This window comes from Aquibacillus saliphilus (assembly GCF_020404745.1).
In the GTDB taxonomy this organism is placed as follows: Bacteria; Bacillota; Bacilli; order Bacillales; family Amphibacillaceae; genus Aquibacillus; species Aquibacillus saliphilus.
Window position 1 is genome coordinate 17,851 of sequence record NZ_JAIZAP010000004.1, and the last position, 22,577, is coordinate 40,427.

A 22,577-nucleotide genomic window follows, 5' to 3' on the forward strand; every position below is an offset into this window, starting at 1 on the left:
ACGTAAATCTATTTATTTTACAAATAATATCGTTCAAGGTTATAATCAATTTGGAATTAATTCCGATAAACTTACTGGGGGTTTTACTATGAAAAAAGCAATATGGCTATTAATGCTTGGTCTTATATTAGTTTTAACTGCATGTGGAACGAATAATGATGAAGAATCTACAGATGGAGATAGCGCGGAGGCAGGAGATTCTCAATATGACAAAATCATGGAAGAGGGAGTTATTTCAGTAGGAACAGAAGGTACTTATGCTCCGTTCACATTCCATAATGAAGAGGATGAGCTAACTGGTTATGATGTAGAAGTGATTAGAGAAGTAGCAGATCGCATGGGACTAAAAGTCAATTTTGAGGAAACGCAATGGGATTCAATGTTTGCTGGATTAAACGCAGAGCGTTTTGACTTAATTGCTAACCAAGTAGGTATTAATCCGGATCGATTAGAAAACTATGACTTTTCCCTGCCATATACTGTATCAGCAGCAGTAATAGTAGTACCAGAAGATAATAGTGATATTACTTCGTTTGAGGATTTAGAAGGTAAGACATCAGCACAATCATTAACAAGTAATTTCGGTGCTATCGCAAAAGAGAATGGTGCTGAGTTAGAGGGAGTAGAAGGTCTTGCCCAATCAATTGAATTAATTAAGCAAGGTCGAGTTGACGTCACTGTAAATGATCGGTTAGCTGTCCTTGATTACATTAATCAACAACCTGACTCTGGTGTGAAGATTTCAGCACGAGAGGAAGATGTATCAGAAACAGCATTTGCATTTAATAAAGGTAATGAAGAGTTAATCGAAGCTGTTAATGAACAGCTAGAAGCTATGAAAGAAGATGGAAAATTAGCGGAAATTTCAGAAAAGTGGTTTGGTGAAGATGTTTCAGAGTAATATTATAATGACAATAACGGCTGATATGGGAGGATGGGAGTTATTCAAAAACTCCCTTTGGCCAATGATTCAAGGAGGAATCAAATATACGATTCCTCTTACTTTAATTTCATTTACACTAGGATTAGCTCTAGCCTTGCTTTTAGCAATTATGCGCCTTTCTAATCGCAAGTATTTTACAATACCTGCTAGAATGCTTGTTTCAGCTGTACGAGGGACACCTTTACTTGTGCAGCTTTCAATTGTTTTTTTCGGTTTGGGCAGCATAGGTTTAACGATTGATCCATTTCCTAGTGCGATAATTGCTTTTACATTAAATGTGGGGGCATATGCATCTGAGATTATCCGGGCATCTATTCTTTCTATTCCAAAGGGGCAGTGGGAAGCAAGTCATACGATTGGTATGAGTTATTGGCAAGCACTAAGGCGGATCGTTTTACCACAAGCTTCTAGAGTATCTATCCCCCCGTTATCCAATACATTTATTAGCTTAGTAAAAGATACGTCACTTGCCTCTTTAATTTTAGTTACTGAATTATTTCGAAAAGCTCAAGAAATTGCAGCTAGGACGTATGATTTTATGTTGTTGTATTTAGAAGCAGCATTATTATATTGGATTATTTGTTTTGTACTATCGATTATTCAAGATAGAATTGAGCGCCGGTTAGAACGTCATATTTCTAATTAATTTTAGGAGGGAGGAAGCTTGTGTTTTTAACAGTGGAAGGATTAACAAAAGCATTTGGGGAGTTAGAGGTGCTAAAAGACATAGATTTAGAGATAGAGAAAGGTAATATATTAACTATTATTGGCCCTTCAGGTTCGGGAAAAACGACATTGCTTCGGTGTTTAAATGTATTGGAAATGCCAAACAAAGGGAAATTTGCGTTTCACGATGGAGTACAAGTTGACTTTGGTAAAGAGCCATCAAAAAAAGAAGTGACAAGCTTACGACGTAGATCTGGAATGGTCTTTCAATCCTATAATCTATTCCCTCATAAAACAGCATTAGAAAATGTTACTGAGGGACCTTTGATTGTTCAGAAAAGACCTAAAAGCGAAGTACTCGCTCTTGCAGAGAATTTATTAGATAAAGTAGGATTAGCAGATAAAATGAATCTTTATCCGCACCAGCTTTCTGGTGGACAGCAACAACGAGTTGGTATAGCCAGAGCACTAGCGATTGAGCCTGAGTTAATGTTATTTGATGAGCCAACTTCAGCACTTGATCCAGAACTAGTAGGGGAAGTATTAAAGGTGATCAAGGATTTAGCGAATGAAGGTTGGACGATGGTAATCGTTACTCATGAATTAAAATTTGCAGAACAAGTGTCTAATCAAGTGATTTTTATGGATGAAGGACAAATTGTCGAACAGGGTCCTCCTGAAGCAGTCCTAAAATCACCAAAGGAAAAGAGAACACAACAATTCCTAGAACGAATACTCAATCCTTAATACAAGAAAGCCGCCTGATCCTATCATGGGTCAGGCGGCTTTTTTTGTAGTTGAGGAAATTAATTATCGTTAATTAATCCCTTGTAATGTCAGTCAATAATGTTATAATATATAAACATTTAAAAATATCTGACTTTTCAAAATATAAGAACGATATCAGATAAAACAGAAAAGGTGGGAAACATCGTGAAATATGGTTTTTCACAGCGTGTCCGTTACATGAAGTCATCAGCAGTACGTGATATTTTAAAAGTTGTTAATCAAGGTGATGTAATCTCTTTTGCTGGTGGTTTGCCAGATGAGAGTTTATTTCCAGTAGAAGCTGTTCGCCAGGCATTTGATAAGGCGATTACATCAGGTAATAAAGCTCTTCAGTACGGAGAAACGGAAGGTGTAATGGAGCTGCGTGAAAAGTTATCTGAGCGGATGGCTAACAAAAATATACATCGTAGTCCAGAGGATATTTTAGTCACATCAGGTTCTCAACAGGCAATTGATTTGTTTTCGCGAATAATGTTTAATCCGGGTGACATCATTCTTACAGAGAATCCTACTTACTTGGCAGCACTACAGGTGTTTGACTCTTATGAGGCTCGAATAATTCCGGTGGATGCAGACGAGGACGGAATGATTGAAGAGGATTTAGAGGAAAAAATTATTCGTTTTAAACCAAAGTGTATATATGTTGTTCCGACTTATTCAAATCCAGGTGGTAAAGTTTGGTCTTTGGAAAGAAGGAAAAAGCTACTAAAGCTAGCCCAGAAATATCACGTTGTTATTTTTGAAGATGATCCTTATGGTGATATACAATTTGATCAAGAAGATTCCCCGCCATCAATAGCTTCAATGGATAATAATAAATTTGTAATGTACACAAGTACATTTTCGAAGACAGTTGTTCCAGCTATGCGAATTGGATGGATTGTAGGTCCGCATCAGATTATCAGATTAATGGCCCAAGCAAAACAAGCTACAGATTTGCATACTAATTCGATTAGCCAACATGCTCTAGTTCATTTGTTGAATGATTTTAATCTTGATCAACATATTCAAATGATAAGACAAACCTATTATGAGAGAATGCTAGTGATGAAGGGTATATTAGATAGTGTGAAAAATGACCAGTTGTCGTATATGGTTCCAAAAGGCGGGATGTTTTTCTGGGTTAGCATGCCAAGCGATGTAAATACCACAGAATTACTAAAGAAAGCAGTAGACAAAGGTGTAGCTTTTGTTCCTGGAGCACCGTTTTATGTTTCAAACCCTCAGGAGAACACCATGCGGCTTAATTTCACAAATGCGACACCAGACCTTATAAAAGAAGGTATGGAGCGTTTAGTTTCTGTCATTAATGAAAACCAATATGAAACTATTGTTTAAACAAGATTTAGAATCAAAAAGGATTAACTGTATCACAGTTAATCCTTTTTGATTCTTTATTCACGTCCTTTATTTCTTTGGTCAATTGCTGATTGATCATAGGGGTAGCTTACAAATAGCGCACTAGCTTTATTTAAACGATCTACCTGTGCAGTTGATAATGACCATCCAGCAGCACCTAAGTTTGCTTCCAATTGTTCGATTGTTCGTGCACCGATAATAGGTGCAGTCACCCCTGATTGTTGCAGTAACCAATTAATTGCAGCCTGTGCAGGTGTTTTTCCTGCTTCTTCGGCAACGCTTTTTAGTTCATCTATTAAATTCCAAGTGAACTCATTGTTGTACATGTCCCACGTTTCACTATATCCTTTTTCTTTGGCAACGCCAATACGGGTATTTTCTGGTGGTCCTTGCATATCTCGTGTGAATTTACCGGTTAGCCAACCACCCCGAAGTGGGCTCCACGGAATAACGCCTAACCCCTCATTTACACACACATCAATTAACTCATATTCGGTTGCACGACAAAGTAAGTTATATTGAGGTTGCAAACAGGAAAATTGCTCCCACCCTTTTTCGCGACTCATATCAATAGCCTTTTGCAACTGCCATCCTTTAAAGTTACTTGCACCAATGTAACGGACAAGACCTTCTCGTACTAAGTCATTCAGTGTACTTAATGTCTCTTCGAGTGGTGTTCTTGGATCCCAAGCATGAACTTGGTAAAGGTCAATATAATCAGTTTTCAAGCGACGCAAGCTTTCTTTTATTCCTTTAATAATGTGTTTTCGACTTAAACCTAAATCGTTTGGTCCTTCTCCCATTGGAAATCGTACTTTTGTCGCTAAAACAAAATCATTTCTTTTTTGATTTTTAAACCAATTACCAACAATCTCCTCTGAACCTCCGCGACTATACACATCTGCTGTATCAATGAAGTTACCACCTTCGGCAATATAACGGTCTAAAATATTGTAACTATCATCTTCACTCGTTTCTCTTCCCAACGTCATTGTACCAAGACAAAGTTCACTTACACTTAATCCTGTTTTTCCTAAATAACGAAATTCCATCGATACTCACTCCTCCATATAGATTTTTATTACATCGTGACAAAAATTCTATAACAACCCAAGCAAACTCTTGTATAAAAGTTTCGCTTGCATGAATTGACAGCGTTTTCATAATTTGAGAAGAAGTGTTCAGGAAGCATAATGTAAGAGTTAATTTGCTTACATTATAAAACTTTTATGTAAATATGAAAAGAAAGACCACTCTCCAAATAAAACGATTAATTAGACGGCTTACTGTATTTTATAAGAGAAAATAGCCAATCAAGGTACTTACTGTACCATAGGAAATGGCGAACAGCATATTCCTTTATGTGATTAGATAAGGATTCTGCATCGTTTTTAACGTGATCGCATTCATTGTACACCATAAGTACCTACTGTTGGGATTGCAAATGCATCAATAACGAATTACTTCTTAATCCGACTTGCCAAATAATCTACTTATTAATGAAGGCTTTTTCTTTTTGATATCTTCTTTTTTGTTTTTTTCTACAATAAATATATCTTCTTTATCAACTGCATAATCAAGAGTTAGTACAATGCCATAGTCTGATTTTGCATCCCGATTTTTTACAGATGTATATCGAATATTATGTTTAGATGCTAACTTCTTATATGGTTTGAAAAATCGGATACTAACATTTCCGTTCAAAAGTAGTCTCGATTTAGGGTTTTCTCTCATTAGTTGTTCAACTTCAGTTTTTCCTTGGCCTTGCATGACCTGTGCTTTCGTAAGTGCTAGCACAACCCTTTCTCTGAATGTTCCTAAAAACAATTTTCGCTCGGATGGATTTATTTCTCTAGAGCCATATATTCCTTCCTGTAAATAATCATCAACATCATTTTTTTTCAAAAGTAACACTCCCTGACTTTATAAACTTATTATATCGTTCTCTATGATGATTATTATAAATTATCTTAAATAAAGAAAAAAGAAAAAGTAATTTTACTTAGCTCCTTTAGCATAGCTTGTTCAGTCCAATCATAGTATAAAGCAAACCGTTTTGTGCATGGAAGTCCGTTCCTTTAGTCTCTCACATTCACAAAGTATAAAGAGTTAAGGGAACTGCCGACTAGATAATGATCCCAAAACCCAGAGAGCTGAATGAAATTGGATGCTAAGGAGTTGATATAGATAGGTTTAATGAAAGAATTCCGTCAATTTGTATTAAAGGGAAGTGCAGCGGATATGGGAATTGGTTTAGTCCTAGGGGCTGCCTTCAGTGGACTTATTGATTCATTTGTTAGTGATGTACTTTTACCACCGGTTGGTTTATTATTAGCCAAAATGAATTTTTCAAACCTTTTTCTTGTGCTTGGTGGGGGACACTATTCTTCTCTTAAGGATGCGCAAGAGGCAGGTGTTGCAACGATTAATTATGGGTTGTTTATTACGTCATTTATACGGTTTATTATTATTGTTTTTGTTATATTTATCATGATAAGACAGATGAATCGTTGGAGAAGACCCAATCAACACCCTGTTGATTCAATGACAAAAAAGGAATGTCCTTTTTGTCGTTTACCGATCCCTTCTCAAGCTGTAAAATGCCCTAACTGTTCATCTGAACTAGATGAACAAAATCGAAGTCAAATTAGCACAAATAAATCCAAACTTCGGATAAAGATTAAATAACACATAATGAATGTTTTGTCTTATTAGTATAGAAATAAAAAGCCCTCAACATTGTTGAGGGCAAAAGTTTTAATCTAGGTCTGCTGGATATACTCCATTTTCATCATGTACTTCTTTTCCTGATAATGGTGGGTTAAATACACAAACCATACTCATTCCATCTTTTGTACGTAGTAAATGCTCATCATGCTTATCTAGTACATAAAGATCGTCCTTTTTAATTGGCCATACTTTGTTGTCACTAAGTGTGACAACTTCGCCTTCACCTTCTGTAAGGTAAACAGATTCTAGGTGGTTTTGATACCAGATATGAGTCTCAGTTCCAGGCTTGATAGTTGTATAATTGACAGTATATCCCATACCATCCTTTTTAAGAAGTAGGCGTCTAGATACCCAATTTCCGCCATCTATATCTTGTTCAGTCCCTATTACGTCTTTTAGTGATACTACTTTCATGTTTAGTTCCCCCTGATAATTTAATTGCTAAATCTTTTATAATATATTTTATGGTTTACCCAAATTTAACTAGTTACTGGCTCTTTTACGATACTTTTAATACTTTCTTCTATAATTTCAAACCCACTTTTAAGTCCTTGCTCATCAATAGTTAATGGTGGGAATAACTTGAATACTTCATCTAGTGGTCCAGATGTTTCCATAATTAAGCCGTTTTCAAATGCTTTAGCGGCAATTTTATTTGGAAGTCCATCTACTTCAGAAGCGATACCTACCATGAAGCCACGACCTCTTACTTCACCTTTTAGCTCTGGATAAGTGGCAACCATTTTTTCAAGGAAGCTATAAATCATTTCTGATTTCACTTTAATGTCTTTTTCAAATTCGTCATCTTTCCAGTAGTCTAGTGCTGAGGTTGCTGTTACAAATGCATGGTTGTTTCCTCGGAATGTACCATTGTGTTCGCCAGGTTGGAATTTATCAATGTCTGGACGAATAAGCGTAATAGCAAATGGTACCCCGTAGCCACTTAGAGACTTTGATAAGCAGACAATATCTGGTTTGATTTCTGCACCTTCAAAACTGAAGAATGTACCAGTACGGCCCACACCTGCTTGAACATCATCTACGATTAATAAGATCCCCCAGCGCTTACAAATACTCTCTACTTTTTTCAACCATTCAAAGCTAGCGGCGTTAATTCCACCCTCACCTTGAACTGTTTCTAAAATCATGGCTGCAGGAATTGCGACACCACTACCACTATCTTCTAAAAAGCGCTCAAGATAATCTAAAGAGTCTTGATTATCTACATAATTATCATATGGCATTGTAACTACATTCTGTAATGGGATTCCAGCACCTTTGCGCTTCATCGAGTTTCCTGTGACAGAAAGAGAACCAATAGTCATACCATGAAATCCATTTGTAAAGCTAATAATATCTGTACGTCCTGTTACTTTACGAGCTAACTTCAACGCACTTTCTACTGTATTTGTTCCTGTTGGTCCAGGGAACATTACTTTATACTCAAGCTTACGAGGTTTTAAAATAACCTCATTGAACTTATTTAAAAATTCAGCTTTAGCTGTTGATGCCATATCAAGAGAATGAGTAATACCATCATTAGTAATGTACTCAATTAGTTTTTCTTTCATTTTTGGATTATTGTGACCATAATTAAGGGCACCTGCACCAGCAAAAAAGTCTAAATATTCTTTCCCTTTTTGGTCCCACATTTTGTAACCTTTCGCTTGTGTGAAAACCGTAGGGAAACTACGGCAATAACTGCGTACTTCTGATTCTAATGTATTAATAATATCCATATCTTTGCTCACGTTTAAAATCCTCCTTAAGTAAATGCATACCCAGGGTAATGAGTATGTTGTTATCTTATATTTTAACTGTTAAACAAGTTATTTATTTATCTTCTAACGGTCCTACTCTAAAGTTAAGTTCTGGCTCATGATCATCACTTGGGAATAGTTCTTCGCCAAATAAATCACTAACAGTACACTCAGTTTGATGGTCGTGTGCTAGGCGACGGAATAATGATTGAGATGCTTTATTTGATGGGGTAACAGTCGCTTCCACATAGTGTACATTTTGACAATACTCTCTCTGAATAAGTGTATTCAGAAGTTTAGATGCAATTCCTTTTCCGCGTTGGGAAGAATCAACACCCACTTGCCAGATAAACAGTACATCATGGCGCTCTGGAGGGATAAATGCGGTAACAAATCCTACTAATTTATCATTTTCTTTAGCTACAACACATGTCTCCTTGAAATATTCGCACATCATAATATACTTATACGCTGAGTTTTGATCAAGTGTTGAGTTATTTACTAATTCCCACATTGCTGCACCATCTTCTACAGTTGGTTTATCGAAGTAAACTGTTTCAGTAGGAGCGGTTACAGTTGCTATTTGACTGTTAATAGTAAATTCTCCCTTCAATTACTTTTGTATTTCGCTCATGTTTACCTATATTATAATAAAGTTGATGCGAATTTTTCGCAAACCAGTTTAAATAGCATTAACAAGCGTTAAGCCTTCTAAGAGCTGATTAGCACCAACAAGATAGAAATGCTTAAAGAATGCTACTGTTTTGTTAAGTATTCTAACAAATTTAACATTTCTGTATATATTTTTTTTACTTTAAAATAGCGCTTGCTTGTTTGATATCAAAGGGTTTGAAGCTTTCAGAAACAAAATTGTAGAAAAAGTATAAAAATCCAATTTTTAGTAGAAAATTAGACGTTTTCACTAGTTTTTGATTATTTAGTTATTAAAGGAGCCGTTTTTCGTAGATTCGTTAAAGCAAGAAAAAGCAAATGCCGATCGGCATTTGCTTTTTCTTATTCTGATGACTTTTCCTGTGCACGACGATCTGCTTTTTTCATTCGTTCTACAGCTTCTAAATCATCAGAGTCCGCAAGTTCGTTTGAGAATTCTACATCTTCTGCTTTTTCGATATCACTTTTCCTTTTTAATCTTTTTTTACTCATAAACAGCATTCCTTTCGATAGCTAGAGTAATTGAATAAGTTTAGTTACTTATTCTTTACTAGTATGTAAGTATTCTAGGCAAGCTATACATTGGGACGTATTTGTTTATCAAAAAACAGGGTAAAACGAATGACTTCATGGTAATCAAGGAACGTCTGAAACGTGCCCGTTTTGTGATGAAAAAGGGCACCGGGATCATCTTAGTTAATTCCAATCCGATAAGGAGTAAAAAGATAGTGGTGTAGTGCCTATTTATTGGGCTGCGATATAGGAGTTAGTTTTTTTTATCGTAATGAACTAAAGGTAGTAAAACAGGGACACTCCCGGATGAAGGGCGATTCTGATGAAGTTTTTAAAAATCGTCTAGTTTTAACTATAGGAAAGAAGTCAATTTGATACATAGGGATTACCTTTAATAAAGTACCTCCATGGATAGTCTTTAGCTTCACCTGAGTTGCCAATACCAATACGAGGTCCGGATGAAATCTCTATTGAAGAGAGCTGGCTAGGGCTAATCCATAACGGTTCTTGGTCTAGTAAATGTCCATAGTCACTCATACTAATCCCTAAAGCTTTTGTGAGCTTGCCGGGTCCATTAGTTAATTGTTGTTCGGTTGTTATTTTTGGTCGCCTCGTAGTCATTAACTGTCTATTTAAATAAGGTTCAACGGCACGTATTAATACAGCTTCGGGCTTGTTTATTGGTCCACTCACTACATTAAATAAACAATGTGTATGCATGGAGTAGGTATAGGTATATCCAGGCAGACCAAACATAACTTCAGTTCGCTTTGTGCGACGATTGTTAAAACTGTGGGCAGCTTGGTCAACTGGTCCTTTGTAAGCTTCTGTCTCGACAATTATCCCAGCGGCTATGCCATCAGAGGTTTCCTTGATTAACAAGCATCCAAGTAAGGATTGCGCCAATTCTAATGTAGGCTGATTATAAAAAGATATGTCATGTGGTTTTAGTTCATCAGTATTTATTTGTGTCACTATGAATGTGCTCCTTAGCTAGAAATTTCTAAAGTTCCTTTTGATTCTAAATAAACGAAAAATTACCATGTGTTGAATACAGGTAGTATATTTTTAACGGAAAATGAGAGTTTATCCATCTATACTTGTTTTGATTGTGCCACAAAAAAACAAGGCCACTCACGAAATGAGTGGCCCCTGAAATCTCAAAGATTATTTTTTAGCTGTTTCTGGTACAGATAATCCAAGACCTTCTGCAATGCGATTTCCTAGTTCGGGATCAACTTTGTAGAAGTGACCGATTTGACGTAGTTTAATTTCATCTTTTTCAACGTCTTGCATATGGTCTACGAAGTTTTGAATTAAACGAGTACGTTCATCATCACTCATTAGACGGAATAGGTCTCCTGGTTGTGTATAGTGATCTTCACTATCATAAGAAACACTATCAGCGAATCCAGTTACTTCAAATGGAGTAACATTATTTTCAGGAGTTTCCTTTGGTCCATCAAAGCTATTTGGTTCGTAATTTACACCGGAACCATTGCCGTCAAAGCGCATAGAACCATCACGTTGATAGTTATTTACTTCTGCTTTAGAACGGTTGATTGGTAGTAATTCATGATTAGTACCAACACGATAGCGATGTGCGTCAGAGTATCCAAATAAGCGACCTTGAAGCATTTTGTCTGGTGAAGCTTCGATTCCAGGTACAAAATGAGCTGGTGAGAATGCAGCTTGCTCTACTTCAGCGAAATAGTTCTCTGGGTTTTTATCAAGCACCATACGACCAACTTCAATTAATGGATAGTCTTTGTGAGACCATACTTTTGTAACATCGAATGGATCAAATCGATACGTATTTGCATCTTCTTCAGGCATGATTTGTACATGAAGTACCCATTCAGGGTAGTCACCCTTTTCAATAGAATTGTAGAGATCCTCTAGATGATAATCAGGATTATCACCTGCTAGTTTACCAGCCAAATCTACATCAAGGTTTTTAACGCCTTGTGATGTTTTAAAGTGATATTTTACAAAAACAGATTCTCCATTTGCGTTCGTCCATTTGAACGTATGGCTTCCATATCCATTCATATGACGTAATGTTGCTGGAATACCACGGTCAGAGTGAAGAATCGTAATTTGGTGTAAGGATTCTGGTGATAAAGACCAGAAATCCCAAACCATATTTACATCTTTTAGATGGGTTTTTGGATTTCGCTTCTGAGTATGAATGAAGTCAGGGAATTTTATAGCATCACGGATGAAGAACACCGGTGTGTTATTACCAACTAAATCGTAGTTACCTTCCTCTGTATAGAATTTAACAGCGAAACCTCTAGGGTCTCTTACTGTATCGGCAGAGCCAAGTTCACCTGCTACAGTTGAGAAACGAATAAACATAGGTGTTCGTTTACCAACTTCGGATAAAAAGTCCGCTTTAGTATATTTTGAAAGATCGTTAGTTACCTCGAAGTATCCGTGTGCGCCTGCGCCTTTAGCATGGACAACGCGTTCTGGAATTCTCTCGCGATTAAAGTGTGCGAGTTTCTCTAGTAGGTGAACATCCTGAATTAGTGTAGGTCCTCTGTGACCTGCAGTTATTGAATTTTGATTATCACCCACAGGGGCTCCAGACGCTGTTGTTAAGTATTTTTTTTCATTACTCACTTTGTGAACACCTCTCCCTTAATAGTTACTAAATTAAGAATAATACATGTCTTATTATAATGCAAACTTTATAAAAATCAATATTTAATTAAAATGATTTTAAATAAGGTTGATTATATACTAAACTTTATGTTGTTAAGACGAGTATTATACCGATAGATAATATAATTTTAAATAGTGAAAAGGATTGAAAATACCTCTCCATTATTTAAGGGGAAGATTGTAATCAAACTACTAATCCATCATAAATTCACTGGAAATCAGCTGTTGTTGAATGAGTGGATAGGACTTTTTTAAAAACCCCCTCATTTAAATATCTGATTATTTAAATTATTAATGATTCGGAATAAATGAGAATTTCTAGTATAATCACAGTAGTCGAAGTTTTTTGAAAATGAAGAGATGATAGTTAAGAATTAAATTTATATTCATTTTTGATTAAAGGGGAGGTTCTACGTTGGTCATTCAATTAGATGATGTGTCGTTAATGAGAGATGGTAAATGGATATTAAAAGATATTACTTGGAAAATAAATAAAGGAGAACACTGGGCTTTGTTAGGATTAAATGGGGCGGGTAAAACAGCTTTATTACATATGTTATCCGCATATTACTTTCCGACGAAAGGGAATGTAACGGTACTTCAAAAGCGATTTGGAAAAGATCCACTTGGAGAAGATCTTAGAAAACGGATTGGAATTGTCTCTTCAACACTACAGGAACGGATATACGGGGAGGACAGTGCTTATCAAGTCGTATTAAGTGGTGCTTTTGCATCAATAGGACTGTATCAAACACCTACTGATGATATGAGGCAAAAAGCTCAACAGTTATTAAAAGAATTAGGATGTTTTGAGTATGCCAATAGGAGTTACAGCACGTTATCACAAGGAGAACGGCAACGCGTCCTAATTGGACGAGCTCTTATGGCAGATCCTGAATTCCTTATTCTTGATGAGCCTACTATTGGGCTTGACTTTATTGCTCGTGAACAATTACTTGAGGCGATTAGTCGAATAGCTAATCATACAAATCCCGCGTCTATCCTTTATGTTACACATCATGTAGAAGAAGTCTTACCGTGTTTTCAGCATACACTTTTACTAAAGGCTGGAAACGTTTTTGCTTCTGGTATGACAGAGGAACTGTTAACAAACGATATGTTAACTGATTTTTTTAAAGTACCAGTAAATGTAGAATGGAAAAAAGGGCGACCATTCCTAACAAAAATTTAATACTGAGGTATCAAAATGTCCGAGTCGAAAGAGTAAGGGGCCAAGCTTTTTGAGCTAGACCCTTACCTTAGTTATTTTAGTATTGGTGAACTCTTTGTTTTCCTTTCTTGTACTAGCCACCGGTGCTGGACGATTTCTGTGACACCTAGTAAAAGAGAGGTTAGTAAAGCACCCCAGAAGGTTACAATTGTATTTGTGAAAAATATCGATACATAGTAAACAATAATTACGGAAGCAACTACATCCATAAATGTACTAAATAGTACTGTGTTTTTATTAAGAAGTAACATTTCCATTAAATGTCCAGCGCCAGCGAGTATAACTCCAAGGATAATTGGTTGGTACCAAAAGGCGAAGTCTACATTTGGAAATAACATCCAAGCAATAATCACTGTGATTGGACAAACAATTAATTTAACGAATAAACCTGTCAGATTGTATCACTCCTTTTATACTAACCTCCCCTGATTAGTAAAAAGTATGTTAATAATGTTATCCCTCCTTTGATGTTGCTTGAATAGAATATAATATCAAGGAACAATTGGAGTGGTATGTATGATTACATGGTTTACTTTTTTGTTATTAAGTTTAGCAACATTTCGATTAACGAGATTAGTGGTATATGATGATATCACTAATTTTATTAGGCTTCCATTTCATGATATTAGAGAAGAGGTAAACGAAGATGGATCAATAGATGAAATCCTTTATATAAAAGGAAGCGGAATACGGAAATTCATAGGTGAACTGCTTAGCTGTCATTGGTGTACCGGAATATGGAGTGCGGCTATTTTATTTGTAGGCTATACATTATTTCCATTTATGGTTATGCCTTTAATAATAATTTTAGCGTTGGCAGCTGTCGGGTCAATTGTTCAAGTAATAACGAATTACATTTCTGACGATTAAAGAGTAAAACCCTAGACATCAAAATGTCTAGGGTTTGTTTGGCTTTCGTTTTTATTAGTTATCTGCTTTTTTTCTTCGTCTTGCGGCTCCACAACCACAACCGGATTTTTTTCTTTTATTTTTCTTAGTTGCTACACTTTTTTTAGAAAGTTTTAGCTCTGACATCCTATCACCTCATTATAAGAATCAAAAATATAGTTAAGAAATGTTTCTAGTTCTGTTAATCAATATATAATTTTATATGCGAGTTCTTACCGATTGGATAGGGCGCTTGGCTATAATTTTTAAAAAATCCGCCAATTGAATCAATGAATTAAATATATTGGTAGTTAAAGAGATAATATATTGGTATAGTTTTAAAGTAGAATAACCAATCGTTAACAACAACGAATGTTTAACCGTGTTAGGATGAGTCATACATGTCAAAGTATAAATCTAATAAAAATAAATGGCCGGTAATCCGAGCAATTAAATCAATAGCTACAATCACTTTGTTATTAACAATAATGATGACATTAATTTCCTTTTTATCGAATGGTGACCGTCGTGTAGCCGTTCCTGATAGCCAAAGGCAACCTGGGTTATCGCAGCAAGTAAAAGATTATCGCCCAATGGTAGAAAAGCATCTTAAAGAGGTTGGAAAACTGGAATACACGAGTGTTGTATTATCTTTAATGATGCAGGAATCAACCGGAAGAGGTAATGATCCAATGCAAGCTTCAGAGAGCTACTGTGGAGAAGTCGGGTGTATAGATAACCCGGAGCTATCAATTAAACAGGGTGTATCTTATTTCAATAGAGTTTTAGATAAAGCTAATGGTGATGTGAGACTAGCTTTACAGTCTTATAATTTCGGAGAAGGATTTATCGCTTATGTTAATGAACGTGGTGGGCGGTACACGGAAGATCTAGCGATAGATTTTTCAGCCAAAATGTATCAAAAATTAAAGCACAAAGGTATTTACAGTTGTATTAGGGAAGAGGCAAATCAGTATAACGCTTGTTATGGAGATATATTATATGTTCAAGCGGTGTTAAATTACTATCCAGACGCGCTTTCCTATGTGGATAATGAGGTTGTTCAAGTGGCGCTAGATAATTAGATTTTTTTGTCTGATGTTCTTAAATGTTACCTGACAGTATAGAAGAACCTCGGTTACTCGTTTTAAAGATGAGTACTCTAGGTTCTTTCTATTTAATAATATTACTTAAAAAGCATCATTCTTTACAATTATCTGAGAAAGATAGTAATATGATTTAGTCAATACTTACCTAGGTAAATAATTTTCGGGGGATAAAAATGAATAATAATCTAATTCATACGTTAAATCAACAAGTTCGGTACTTAAATAAACAATTAAATGAACAGTTAAATAAGCATGGATTGTATCATTCTCAATGGTTAATTCTTTACTGTCTGCACACTTATGGTCCCATGACACAGACAGAGATATGGATGTATTTGAATGTGGAAGCACCCACGGTTACACGAACATTGAAGCGGATGGAAGATAATGGATGGGTCAAAAGGACAAAAGGTAAAGATAAAAGGGAGCGTCTTATTTCGTTAACAGAAACGGCAAGAGTTCAATATGTAGAAATTGAACAATCTGTTCAGGAATTTGAACGAAAAATACTTCAAAAAATAACTAAACAGGATCATGACAACCTTTTGTTGTTAATTAAGAGATTAGGATCGGATGGGGGAAAGTAGGATGACTAAGGAAAGAAGACCGATTTGGACGAAAAGCTTTATTAATGTTTCATTGACGCACTTTATGGTATTTGTTGCTTTTTATACATTGTTAACGACATTGCCTATTTATGTAATTAATCATTTGGGTGGTACAGAAGCAGAGGGTGGTTTACTAGTCACCTTTATGTTGCTTGCAGCTATTATTATGCGTCCTTTTTCTGGGAAAATATTAGAAAAGGTAGGTAAGAAAAAGGGACTCATTTGGAGTATCGTTTTATTTACTGTAACGATGTTTTTCTATATTTGGATTGATGATTTTATTCCATTATTAATTTTAAGATTCTTTCATGGTTTATCTTTTGGTGTATTAACTACAGCTACCGGTACGATTGCGGCTGATATTGTACCTGATGAACGTAGAGGTGAAGGGTTAGGCTATTTTGCGATGTCGATGAACATTGCTGTTGTCATTGGTCCGTTTATTGGATTAACGTTATTACAAGTTGTATCATTCCAAATGCTATTTACTTTGCTTAGTATCATCATGATCGGTGGAGTAATCTGTTCGTTACTTGTTCATGTTCCACAATCTAGCGAGAAAGAAATAGCTATAAGGGGTAAAAAGTTTTCAATTCACGATTTATTTGAATTAAGGGCATTTCCAATTGCTGCTATTAGTGGGTTAGTAGGGATCGCATACTCCAGTGTACTTTCCTATATATCTGTCTATGCAGGATCAATTGGATTATCCGCTGTTGCTAGTTATTTCTTTGTCGTATTCGCAGTTGTGATGATAGCCTCGCGTCCTTATTTGGGCCAATTATTTGATTTGAAGGGTGCAAAGTATGTGATTCTTCCGTGCTTGTTGATTTTTGCAATTGGATTAGTAACGTTAAGCTTTACTGATTCTACTTGGATGTTGCTTTTATCCGCTGGTATCATTGGGTTGGGGTGTGGGTCACTATTACCAAGCTTTCAAACGATGGCTATTCAATCAGCCCCTAGACATCGCAGTGGTCATGCGACAGCTACATTCTTTACTTTTTATGATTCTGGAATTGCGATTGGTTCTTATGTATTAGGACTTATTATTGCTTTTTATAGTTTCCAAACCTTATATATAATTTGTGCAACTCTGCTACTAGTTGTTTTCGGGTTGTTCATCCTGCAACAGTCATTTGTGAAAAAAACAAAAATTGCAGAGCAAACAGAATAAACAAACGAGTAAACGAGGTGCGAGGACTGTCGCAATTTTTGCTTTTCGTCTATAAAACTTGCGCTGCCTACGCTTTTTAAAAGCTAAATAATAGTATGTTAAAATTATGTATAGACTACGATCAGATAAAAGACGAAAAAAGGAGATTATTTAATGGCTAAAAAGATTTATTTCAACCATGACGCTGGAGTAGATGATCTTGTATCTCTATTTTTGTTAACACAGATGGAAAGTGTAGAACTAACAGGTGTTTCAGTAATTCCAGCAGATGGTTATCTAGAACCAGGAACAAACGCAAGCAGAAAAATTATTGACCGATTCAGTAGATATCAAGTTGAAGTGGCCAAATCAAACTCTCGTGGACAAAATCCATTTCCTGGTGATTGGAGAAAACAGACGTTTAACGTTGATGCATTACCGATACTTAATGAAAGTGGAAAAATGGATACCAATATAAGTGAGTTGCCAGCACATCTGGACATGATAAAAAAAATTCAAGATACAAAGGAGAAAACAACATTATTATTCACGGGCCCATTAACAGATCTGGCTCGTGCACTTGACGAGGCTCCTGAAATAGAGGATAAGATTGAAAAGCTCGTTTGGATGGGTGGTACATTTATGGATGTAGGGAATGTACAAGAGCCTGAGCACGATGGAACAGCGGAGTGGAATGCATTTTGGGACCCATATGCGGTCCAACGTGTGTGGGCAAGTGGATTAGAGATTGAGATGGTTGCTTTAGAAAGCACGCAACAAGTCCCGTTAACGCTTAATGTAAGAAATGAATGGGCTAAAGAACGAAAGTATGAGGGTGTAGATTTCTTGGGACAGTGCTATGCAACTGTTCCGCCACTAGTACATGATGTTCAAACTAACTCGACTTACTTTCTATGGGATGTACTCGCAACTGCTTCTGTTGGTAAGCCTGATTTAGTTTCGTCTAAGACAGTTAAGAGTACGATCAAGACTGAAATACCAAGCCAAGGTAAAACGGCTCTTTCAGATAATGGTCGCTCGGTAAACGTTGTCTATGATGTGTCAGCAGATGATTTCTTTAATTACATTACAGATTTAGCTAAGAAGGTTAAGTAGGCCATAGGCGCGTCAATCAAATGTGCTACCAAAATTAATTGAGTGATTAGAAACGATCGACATAGTATCCCAAATAAGAAATAGTTTGCTATTTAGTCTTTTACTTTCACAAACAATAAAAACCTCCCATATGGGAGGTTTTTATTGTGGTTATAGTACTAACCATTATCCTTTATATGCATTTCTATAAACTTCAGCCAGTTCAGTTACCAAAGGAAGTTTAGGGTTTGCTGTTGTACATTGGTCTTCAAATGCTCGGTCGGCTAAATAGTCAACTTTATCTTCAAAAGCTTCTTTACTAACACCGTTTTGTGCAATACTCATTGGGATATTCAGCTCTTTAGCAAGTTTTATAATTGCTTCTACTAAGCTTTCTACACCCTCTTCTGTAGTTTTTGCAGGTAACCCCAATACTTTTGCAATTTCTGCATAACGTGTATCAGCAATAAAGTACTCATACTTAGGGAATGCAGCAAATTTCTTAGGCTTCATTGCATTATAGCGAATTACATGTGGTAGAAGAATTGCATTGGCACGTCCATGAGCGATATGGAACTCAGAACCTAATTTATGTGCAAGGCTATGGTTTATCCCTAAGAAAGCATTGGCAAAAGCCATACCTGCAATCGTAGATGCATTATGCATTTTTTCGCGAGCTTTTTCATTAGAGCCATCTTTGTAAGCAAGTGGTAAATAGTCAAATACTAACTGAATGGCTTTAATTGCTAAACCATCAGTATAATCATTAGCCATATTTGATACATAGGCTTCAATTGCATGAGTTAAAACATCCATTCCAGTATCGGCTGTAACATTTTTTGGTACAGTCATAACGAATTGCGGATCGATAATTGCAACATCTGGAGTTAACTCATAGTCAGCAAGTGGATACTTAACGTTGTTCTGTTTATCTGTAATAACTGAGAATGATGTTACCTCTGATCCTGTACCTGATGTTGTTGGAATTGCAACAAACTGTGTTCGTTTTCCTAACTCAGGATACTTGTAAATACGTTTGCGAATATCTAAGAACTTCTGTTTTATTCCATTAAAGTCAGTTTCTGGATGTTCATGGAATAACCACATTCCCTTAGCGGCATCCATAGCAGATCCTCCACCAAGAGCGATGATAACATCAGGTTTGAAAGCATCCATTGCTTCTGCCCCACGCATGACGGTTTCTTTAGATGGATCTGGTTCAACGTCTGAGAATATTTCACAATGTACATAATCGGGACGTTTGCGAAGATTATATAAGACCTTATCTACATAACCCAGTTTAACCATCATAGGATCAGTGACTATAAATGCTTTAGAGATTTTTGGCATTTTAGCAAGATATTGAACAGAGTTTTTCTCAAAATAGATCTTAGATGGAACTTTGAACCATTGCATATTAACATTCCTTTTTGCCATCTTTTTAACATTCATTAAATGAACAGCACCAACATTAGTAGAAACTGAGTTACCACCATAGGAACCACACCCGAGCGTTAAAGAAGGCATGTAAGCATTGTAAATATCTCCAATTGCTCCTTGTGATGATGGTGCATTAATAATTAAACGTCCAGCTTTCATTCTTCTTCCAAACTGATCGATTACTGCTTGGTTTTCTGAATGAATAACTGCAGAGTGGCCAAGCCCACCAAACTCGAGCATCTCTTCTGAGCGCAGTAACCCTTCTTCAGCGTTATTTACTTTAAAACACGCAAGCACAGGACTTAATTTTTCGCGAGAAAGCGGATGGTCGGGACCTACCCCAGTTAATTCGGCAATTAGAATCTTTGTATCTTCAGGGACTTTTACGCCAGCCATTTCCGCAATACTAACTGGTTTCATTCCCACAATAGAGGGGTTTACTGCGCATGTATTTTCATTAATTACTAACTTTTCAACTTTTGCTTTTTCGTCAGCACTTAAAAAGTAGCAATTGTTATCAATTAGTTCTTGTTTAACTGTTTGATAAATTTCTTTATCAATAATTACAGCTTGTTCAGAAGCGCAAATCATCCCGTTATCAAATGTTTTAGACAAAATTAAATCATTCACTGAGCGTTTGATGTTAGCAGTTTTTTCAAAATAACAAGGTACGTTACCTGGTCCAACACCTAATGCAGGTTTTCCTGAGCTATAGGCGGATTTCACCATACCTGCTCCTCCCGTTGCTAAGATTAATGAAACACCATCGTGATTCATTAATGTTTGTGTAGCCTCGAGTGAAGGAGTTTCTATCCACTGGACGCAATGCCTCGGAGCTCCTGCTTTTATTGCTGCTTCATATAATACACGAGCTGCAGCAGAGCTACATTTTTGGGCAGAAGGATGAAAAGCAAAGATAATCGGATTACCTGTTTTAATTGAAATAATGGTTTTAAACATTGTTGTTGAAGTTGGATTTGTAACAGGTGTAACCCCAGCAACAACACCAATTGGTTCCGCGATTTCTATCATTCCGTCCTGTGTATTTTCACTTATTACGCCAATTGTTTTGTCGTATTTTACATTGTGATAGACATATTCTGTTGCGAAAATGTTTTTAATGATTTTGTCTTCATAAACACCGCGTTTAGTTTCTTCAATAGCTAATTTAGCTAATTGCATGTGTTGATCTAGTCCGGCTAAAGCCATTTCTTTAACAATATCATCGATTTGTTCTTGATTTAATTTTTTCATTTCTTGTAAAGCAATTTTTGCGTTATCAACTAGCTCATCAATACTCTGGATGACTGTTTTTCCTTGATCTGTCCTTTTTTTAACTTTCGTTGTCATGTAAATCCCTCCTAGTTTATTGTGAAGTTCTGAGCATAAAGGTTCAAATTTAAACAATCGATGGATTGCGGGGGATCTTGGTAAAAGATACATCCTTATACATTCGTGTAGTTGGCTTGATAATAACGACATAATTTCTAGTCCAAATATAATGTGGTATTTCTTTTATATCATCAATTAACATTGCTTCAAACACGTCACCAATTTCTTTCTCAAAAGCTTGTTGTGTATAGATATCAGTATCTGTGCCAAAGTTTAACCAATCGTATAAGATCATTATTTTCTCACCCCTTTACTCTTTCTAATTTAAGCTTATCAGCTGGTAGCGTTTACAGTTTGCTCTATTTATGACAAGTTTGTGAAATGTTTCACATAAGCTTCTGATAGAAAAATAGTTAACTATTAACGGTATGTAGTATCATGTAATTAAAAAGGGGGATAACATCAGTGATTGATTTAAGAAGTGATACATTAACAAAACCAACCAGTGCAATGAGGCAAGCAGCATACCAAGCAGAAGTGGGGGATGATGTTTATGGTGAGGATCCTACGGTAAATAATTTAGAAGAAACAGCTGCTGAAATGCTAGGGAAAGAAGCGGCACTATTTGTAACCAGTGGTACCCAGGGAAATCAAATAGCTGCGCTTACTCACTGCAGGTCTGGTGATGAAGTAATACTAGAAGCGAATTCGCATATCTATCTCTATGAAGGTGCAGGTTTTTCGGCATTAGCGGGTGTTCAATCGAGGCCGCTACAAGGGGTCCGAGGAGCAATGAATCCAGAAGATGTTGAAGCAGCAATTCGACCAGAAGATGTTCACTTTCCAAGAACAAGCCTAATATGTTTGGAGAATACACATAACAAGGCAGGTGGGGCTATAATTCCATTAAATAATATGAAGGAAATTTACCAAATTGCTAACAAAAACAACATCCCAATCCACCTGGATGGTGCTAGATTGTTTAATGCTTCGGTCGCTTCCGGAATAGCTTTGAAGGATTATTCGCAGTACACAGACACAGTGCAATTTTGTTTATCAAAAGGGCTAGGCGCACCTGTTGGTTCAATCATAGCAGGGACCAATGATTTTATTGAACAAGCAAGAAAATGGAGAAAGCGCTTAGGTGGAGGGCTAAGGCAGGCAGGTGTGATAGCTGCTCCTGGATTAGTTGCTTTACGCGATAATGTAAGTAGATTAGCTGATGATCATGAGAATGCTAGAATTTTAGCAGAGGGATTAGCGAATAGTAAGGGATTAAAAATTGAAAGCGAAGTGGAAACGAACATTATCTTGGTCAATGTTAAAGAAGCTGGATTTACATCAGAACAATTTTTAGAAAAATTAAAAGCTGAAGGAGTTTTAGCTGGTTCCATGGGTCCTAATACGATAAGACTAGTAACAAATTATCACGTATCAAAGGAAGATACAGGTAAAGTAATAACAGCTATTTCCAAGGCTACCAACAATCAGTGAATAAAAATAAGGCAGGGAGAGATTTTTTTCTTTGCCTATTTTGTTGTTAACAATAGAAGTTAGTTAATCATCTCTAACATCTCTTTTTCAAAAACCTTTCTCTATTGGTCCAGCACCGAAAA

Annotated in this window: 23 protein-coding genes; 12 read left to right on the forward strand and 11 right to left on the reverse strand. The window is 36.3% G+C overall.

The features are described 5' to 3' along the window. The first annotated feature begins 88 nt into the window (after positions 1–88). The 4 genes from LD272_RS05245 to LD272_RS05260 all read left to right on the forward strand — a co-directional run bounded on the left by LD272_RS05245 (position 89) and on the right by LD272_RS05260 (position 3,736). Positions 89–901, forward strand: a complete 813-nt coding sequence (locus LD272_RS05245; RefSeq protein WP_226035543.1) for an amino acid ABC transporter substrate-binding protein — start codon at positions 89–91, stop codon at positions 899–901. Beyond that, positions 888–1,589: an amino acid ABC transporter permease gene (locus LD272_RS05250; RefSeq protein ID WP_226035544.1), complete on the forward strand. Its 702-nt coding sequence runs from the start codon at positions 888–890 to the stop codon at positions 1,587–1,589. The genes LD272_RS05245 and LD272_RS05250 overlap by 14 nt, the downstream gene beginning before the upstream one ends. Positions 1,590–1,609: 20 nt before the next feature. Continuing rightward, positions 1,610–2,356: an amino acid ABC transporter ATP-binding protein gene (locus LD272_RS05255; RefSeq protein ID WP_226035545.1), complete on the forward strand. Its 747-nt coding sequence runs from the start codon at positions 1,610–1,612 to the stop codon at positions 2,354–2,356. 186 nt (positions 2,357–2,542) lie between these two features. Continuing rightward, the gene (locus tag LD272_RS05260) at positions 2,543–3,736 is read left to right on the forward strand and encodes an aminotransferase-like domain-containing protein (protein WP_226035546.1); all 1,194 of its coding nucleotides are present in this window, start codon (positions 2,543–2,545) and stop codon (positions 3,734–3,736) included. Positions 3,737–3,792: 56 nt separating this feature from the next. Here the strand turns inward: LD272_RS05260 and LD272_RS05265 are convergent, their stop codons facing one another. Continuing rightward, positions 3,793–4,809, reverse strand: a complete 1,017-nt coding sequence (locus tag LD272_RS05265) for an aldo/keto reductase (RefSeq protein ID WP_226035547.1) — start codon at positions 4,807–4,809, stop codon at positions 3,793–3,795. A 415-nt stretch (positions 4,810–5,224) separates the two neighbouring features. Further along, positions 5,225–5,662: a YueI family protein gene (locus tag LD272_RS05270; protein ID WP_226035548.1), complete on the reverse strand. Its 438-nt coding sequence runs from the start codon at positions 5,660–5,662 to the stop codon at positions 5,225–5,227. Positions 5,663–5,953: 291 nt separating this feature from the next. On the opposite strand from LD272_RS05270, the gene mscL reads away from it, so the two are divergent. After that, positions 5,954–6,445 carry a large conductance mechanosensitive channel protein MscL gene (gene mscL / locus LD272_RS05275; protein WP_255639654.1) on the forward strand — a complete coding sequence of 164 codons (492 nt, stop codon included), beginning with the start codon at positions 5,954–5,956 and terminating at the stop codon, positions 6,443–6,445. A 69-nt stretch (positions 6,446–6,514) separates the two neighbouring features. Here the strand turns inward: mscL and LD272_RS05280 are convergent, their stop codons facing one another. From LD272_RS05280 to katA, 6 genes are all read right to left on the reverse strand, one after another. Continuing rightward, complete coding sequence (locus tag LD272_RS05280) at positions 6,515–6,901, reverse strand: ectoine synthase (protein WP_226035549.1); 387 nt, start codon at positions 6,899–6,901, stop codon at positions 6,515–6,517. 65 nt (positions 6,902–6,966) lie between these two features. Next, complete coding sequence (gene ectB, locus LD272_RS05285) at positions 6,967–8,238, reverse strand: diaminobutyrate--2-oxoglutarate transaminase (protein ID WP_226035550.1); 1,272 nt, start codon at positions 8,236–8,238, stop codon at positions 6,967–6,969. Positions 8,239–8,320: 82 nt separating this feature from the next. After that, positions 8,321–8,860, reverse strand: coding sequence for a diaminobutyrate acetyltransferase (gene ectA / locus LD272_RS05290; RefSeq protein WP_226035551.1), 540 nt, complete (start codon positions 8,858–8,860; stop codon positions 8,321–8,323). A gap of 401 nt (positions 8,861–9,261) precedes the next feature. Next, positions 9,262–9,411 carry a YfhD family protein gene (locus LD272_RS05295; protein WP_226035552.1) on the reverse strand — a complete coding sequence of 50 codons (150 nt, stop codon included), beginning with the start codon at positions 9,409–9,411 and terminating at the stop codon, positions 9,262–9,264. A 387-nt stretch (positions 9,412–9,798) separates the two neighbouring features. Continuing rightward, positions 9,799–10,407, reverse strand: a complete 609-nt coding sequence (locus LD272_RS05300) for a DNA-3-methyladenine glycosylase (RefSeq protein WP_226035553.1) — start codon at positions 10,405–10,407, stop codon at positions 9,799–9,801. Between the two features lie 192 nt (positions 10,408–10,599). Next, positions 10,600–12,060, reverse strand: a complete 1,461-nt coding sequence (katA, locus tag LD272_RS05305; protein ID WP_226035554.1) for a catalase KatA — start codon at positions 12,058–12,060, stop codon at positions 10,600–10,602. A 457-nt stretch (positions 12,061–12,517) separates the two neighbouring features. On the opposite strand from katA, the gene LD272_RS05310 reads away from it, so the two are divergent. Further along, positions 12,518–13,294 carry an ABC transporter ATP-binding protein gene (locus tag LD272_RS05310; RefSeq protein ID WP_226035555.1) on the forward strand — a complete coding sequence of 259 codons (777 nt, stop codon included), beginning with the start codon at positions 12,518–12,520 and terminating at the stop codon, positions 13,292–13,294. Positions 13,295–13,365: 71 nt separating this feature from the next. Here LD272_RS05310 and LD272_RS05315 read toward each other — a convergent pair whose 3' ends face one another. Next, positions 13,366–13,728 (reverse strand): DUF2512 family protein, encoded by a 363-nt coding sequence (locus tag LD272_RS05315; RefSeq protein ID WP_226035823.1) that lies wholly within the window; start codon positions 13,726–13,728, stop codon positions 13,366–13,368. 121 nt (positions 13,729–13,849) lie between these two features. Between LD272_RS05315 and LD272_RS05320 the strand changes: the two genes are divergently transcribed. The 5 genes from LD272_RS05320 to LD272_RS05340 all read left to right on the forward strand — a co-directional run bounded on the left by LD272_RS05320 (position 13,850) and on the right by LD272_RS05340 (position 18,210). Then, positions 13,850–14,203: a DUF1360 domain-containing protein gene (locus LD272_RS05320; protein ID WP_226035556.1), complete on the forward strand. Its 354-nt coding sequence runs from the start codon at positions 13,850–13,852 to the stop codon at positions 14,201–14,203. A gap of 419 nt (positions 14,204–14,622) precedes the next feature. Continuing rightward, on the forward strand, positions 14,623–15,306 hold the full coding sequence (locus LD272_RS05325; protein ID WP_226035557.1) for a lysozyme family protein: 684 nt from the start codon (positions 14,623–14,625) through the stop codon (positions 15,304–15,306). Between the two features lie 197 nt (positions 15,307–15,503). After that, positions 15,504–15,917, forward strand: coding sequence for a MarR family winged helix-turn-helix transcriptional regulator (locus LD272_RS05330; protein WP_226035558.1), 414 nt, complete (start codon positions 15,504–15,506; stop codon positions 15,915–15,917). Between the two features lies 1 nt (position 15,918). After that, entirely contained in the window at positions 15,919–17,115 is a 1,197-nt protein-coding gene (locus LD272_RS05335) for an MFS transporter (RefSeq protein ID WP_226035559.1), read from the forward strand. 153 nt (positions 17,116–17,268) lie between these two features. Beyond that, complete coding sequence (locus LD272_RS05340) at positions 17,269–18,210, forward strand: nucleoside hydrolase (protein ID WP_226035560.1); 942 nt, start codon at positions 17,269–17,271, stop codon at positions 18,208–18,210. A gap of 165 nt (positions 18,211–18,375) precedes the next feature. On the opposite strand, the gene adhE is transcribed toward LD272_RS05340, so the two are convergent. Both adhE and LD272_RS05350 read right to left on the reverse strand, forming a co-directional pair. After that, the gene (gene adhE, locus LD272_RS05345) at positions 18,376–20,979 is read right to left on the reverse strand and encodes a bifunctional acetaldehyde-CoA/alcohol dehydrogenase (RefSeq protein ID WP_226035561.1); all 2,604 of its coding nucleotides are present in this window, start codon (positions 20,977–20,979) and stop codon (positions 18,376–18,378) included. 49 nt (positions 20,980–21,028) lie between these two features. Next, entirely contained in the window at positions 21,029–21,256 is a 228-nt protein-coding gene (locus LD272_RS05350) for a hypothetical protein (protein ID WP_226035562.1), read from the reverse strand. 170 nt (positions 21,257–21,426) lie between these two features. On the opposite strand from LD272_RS05350, the gene ltaE reads away from it, so the two are divergent. Continuing rightward, entirely contained in the window at positions 21,427–22,455 is a 1,029-nt protein-coding gene (gene ltaE / locus LD272_RS05355; RefSeq protein ID WP_226035563.1) for a low-specificity L-threonine aldolase, read from the forward strand. Positions 22,456–22,577 lie beyond the last annotated feature (122 nt).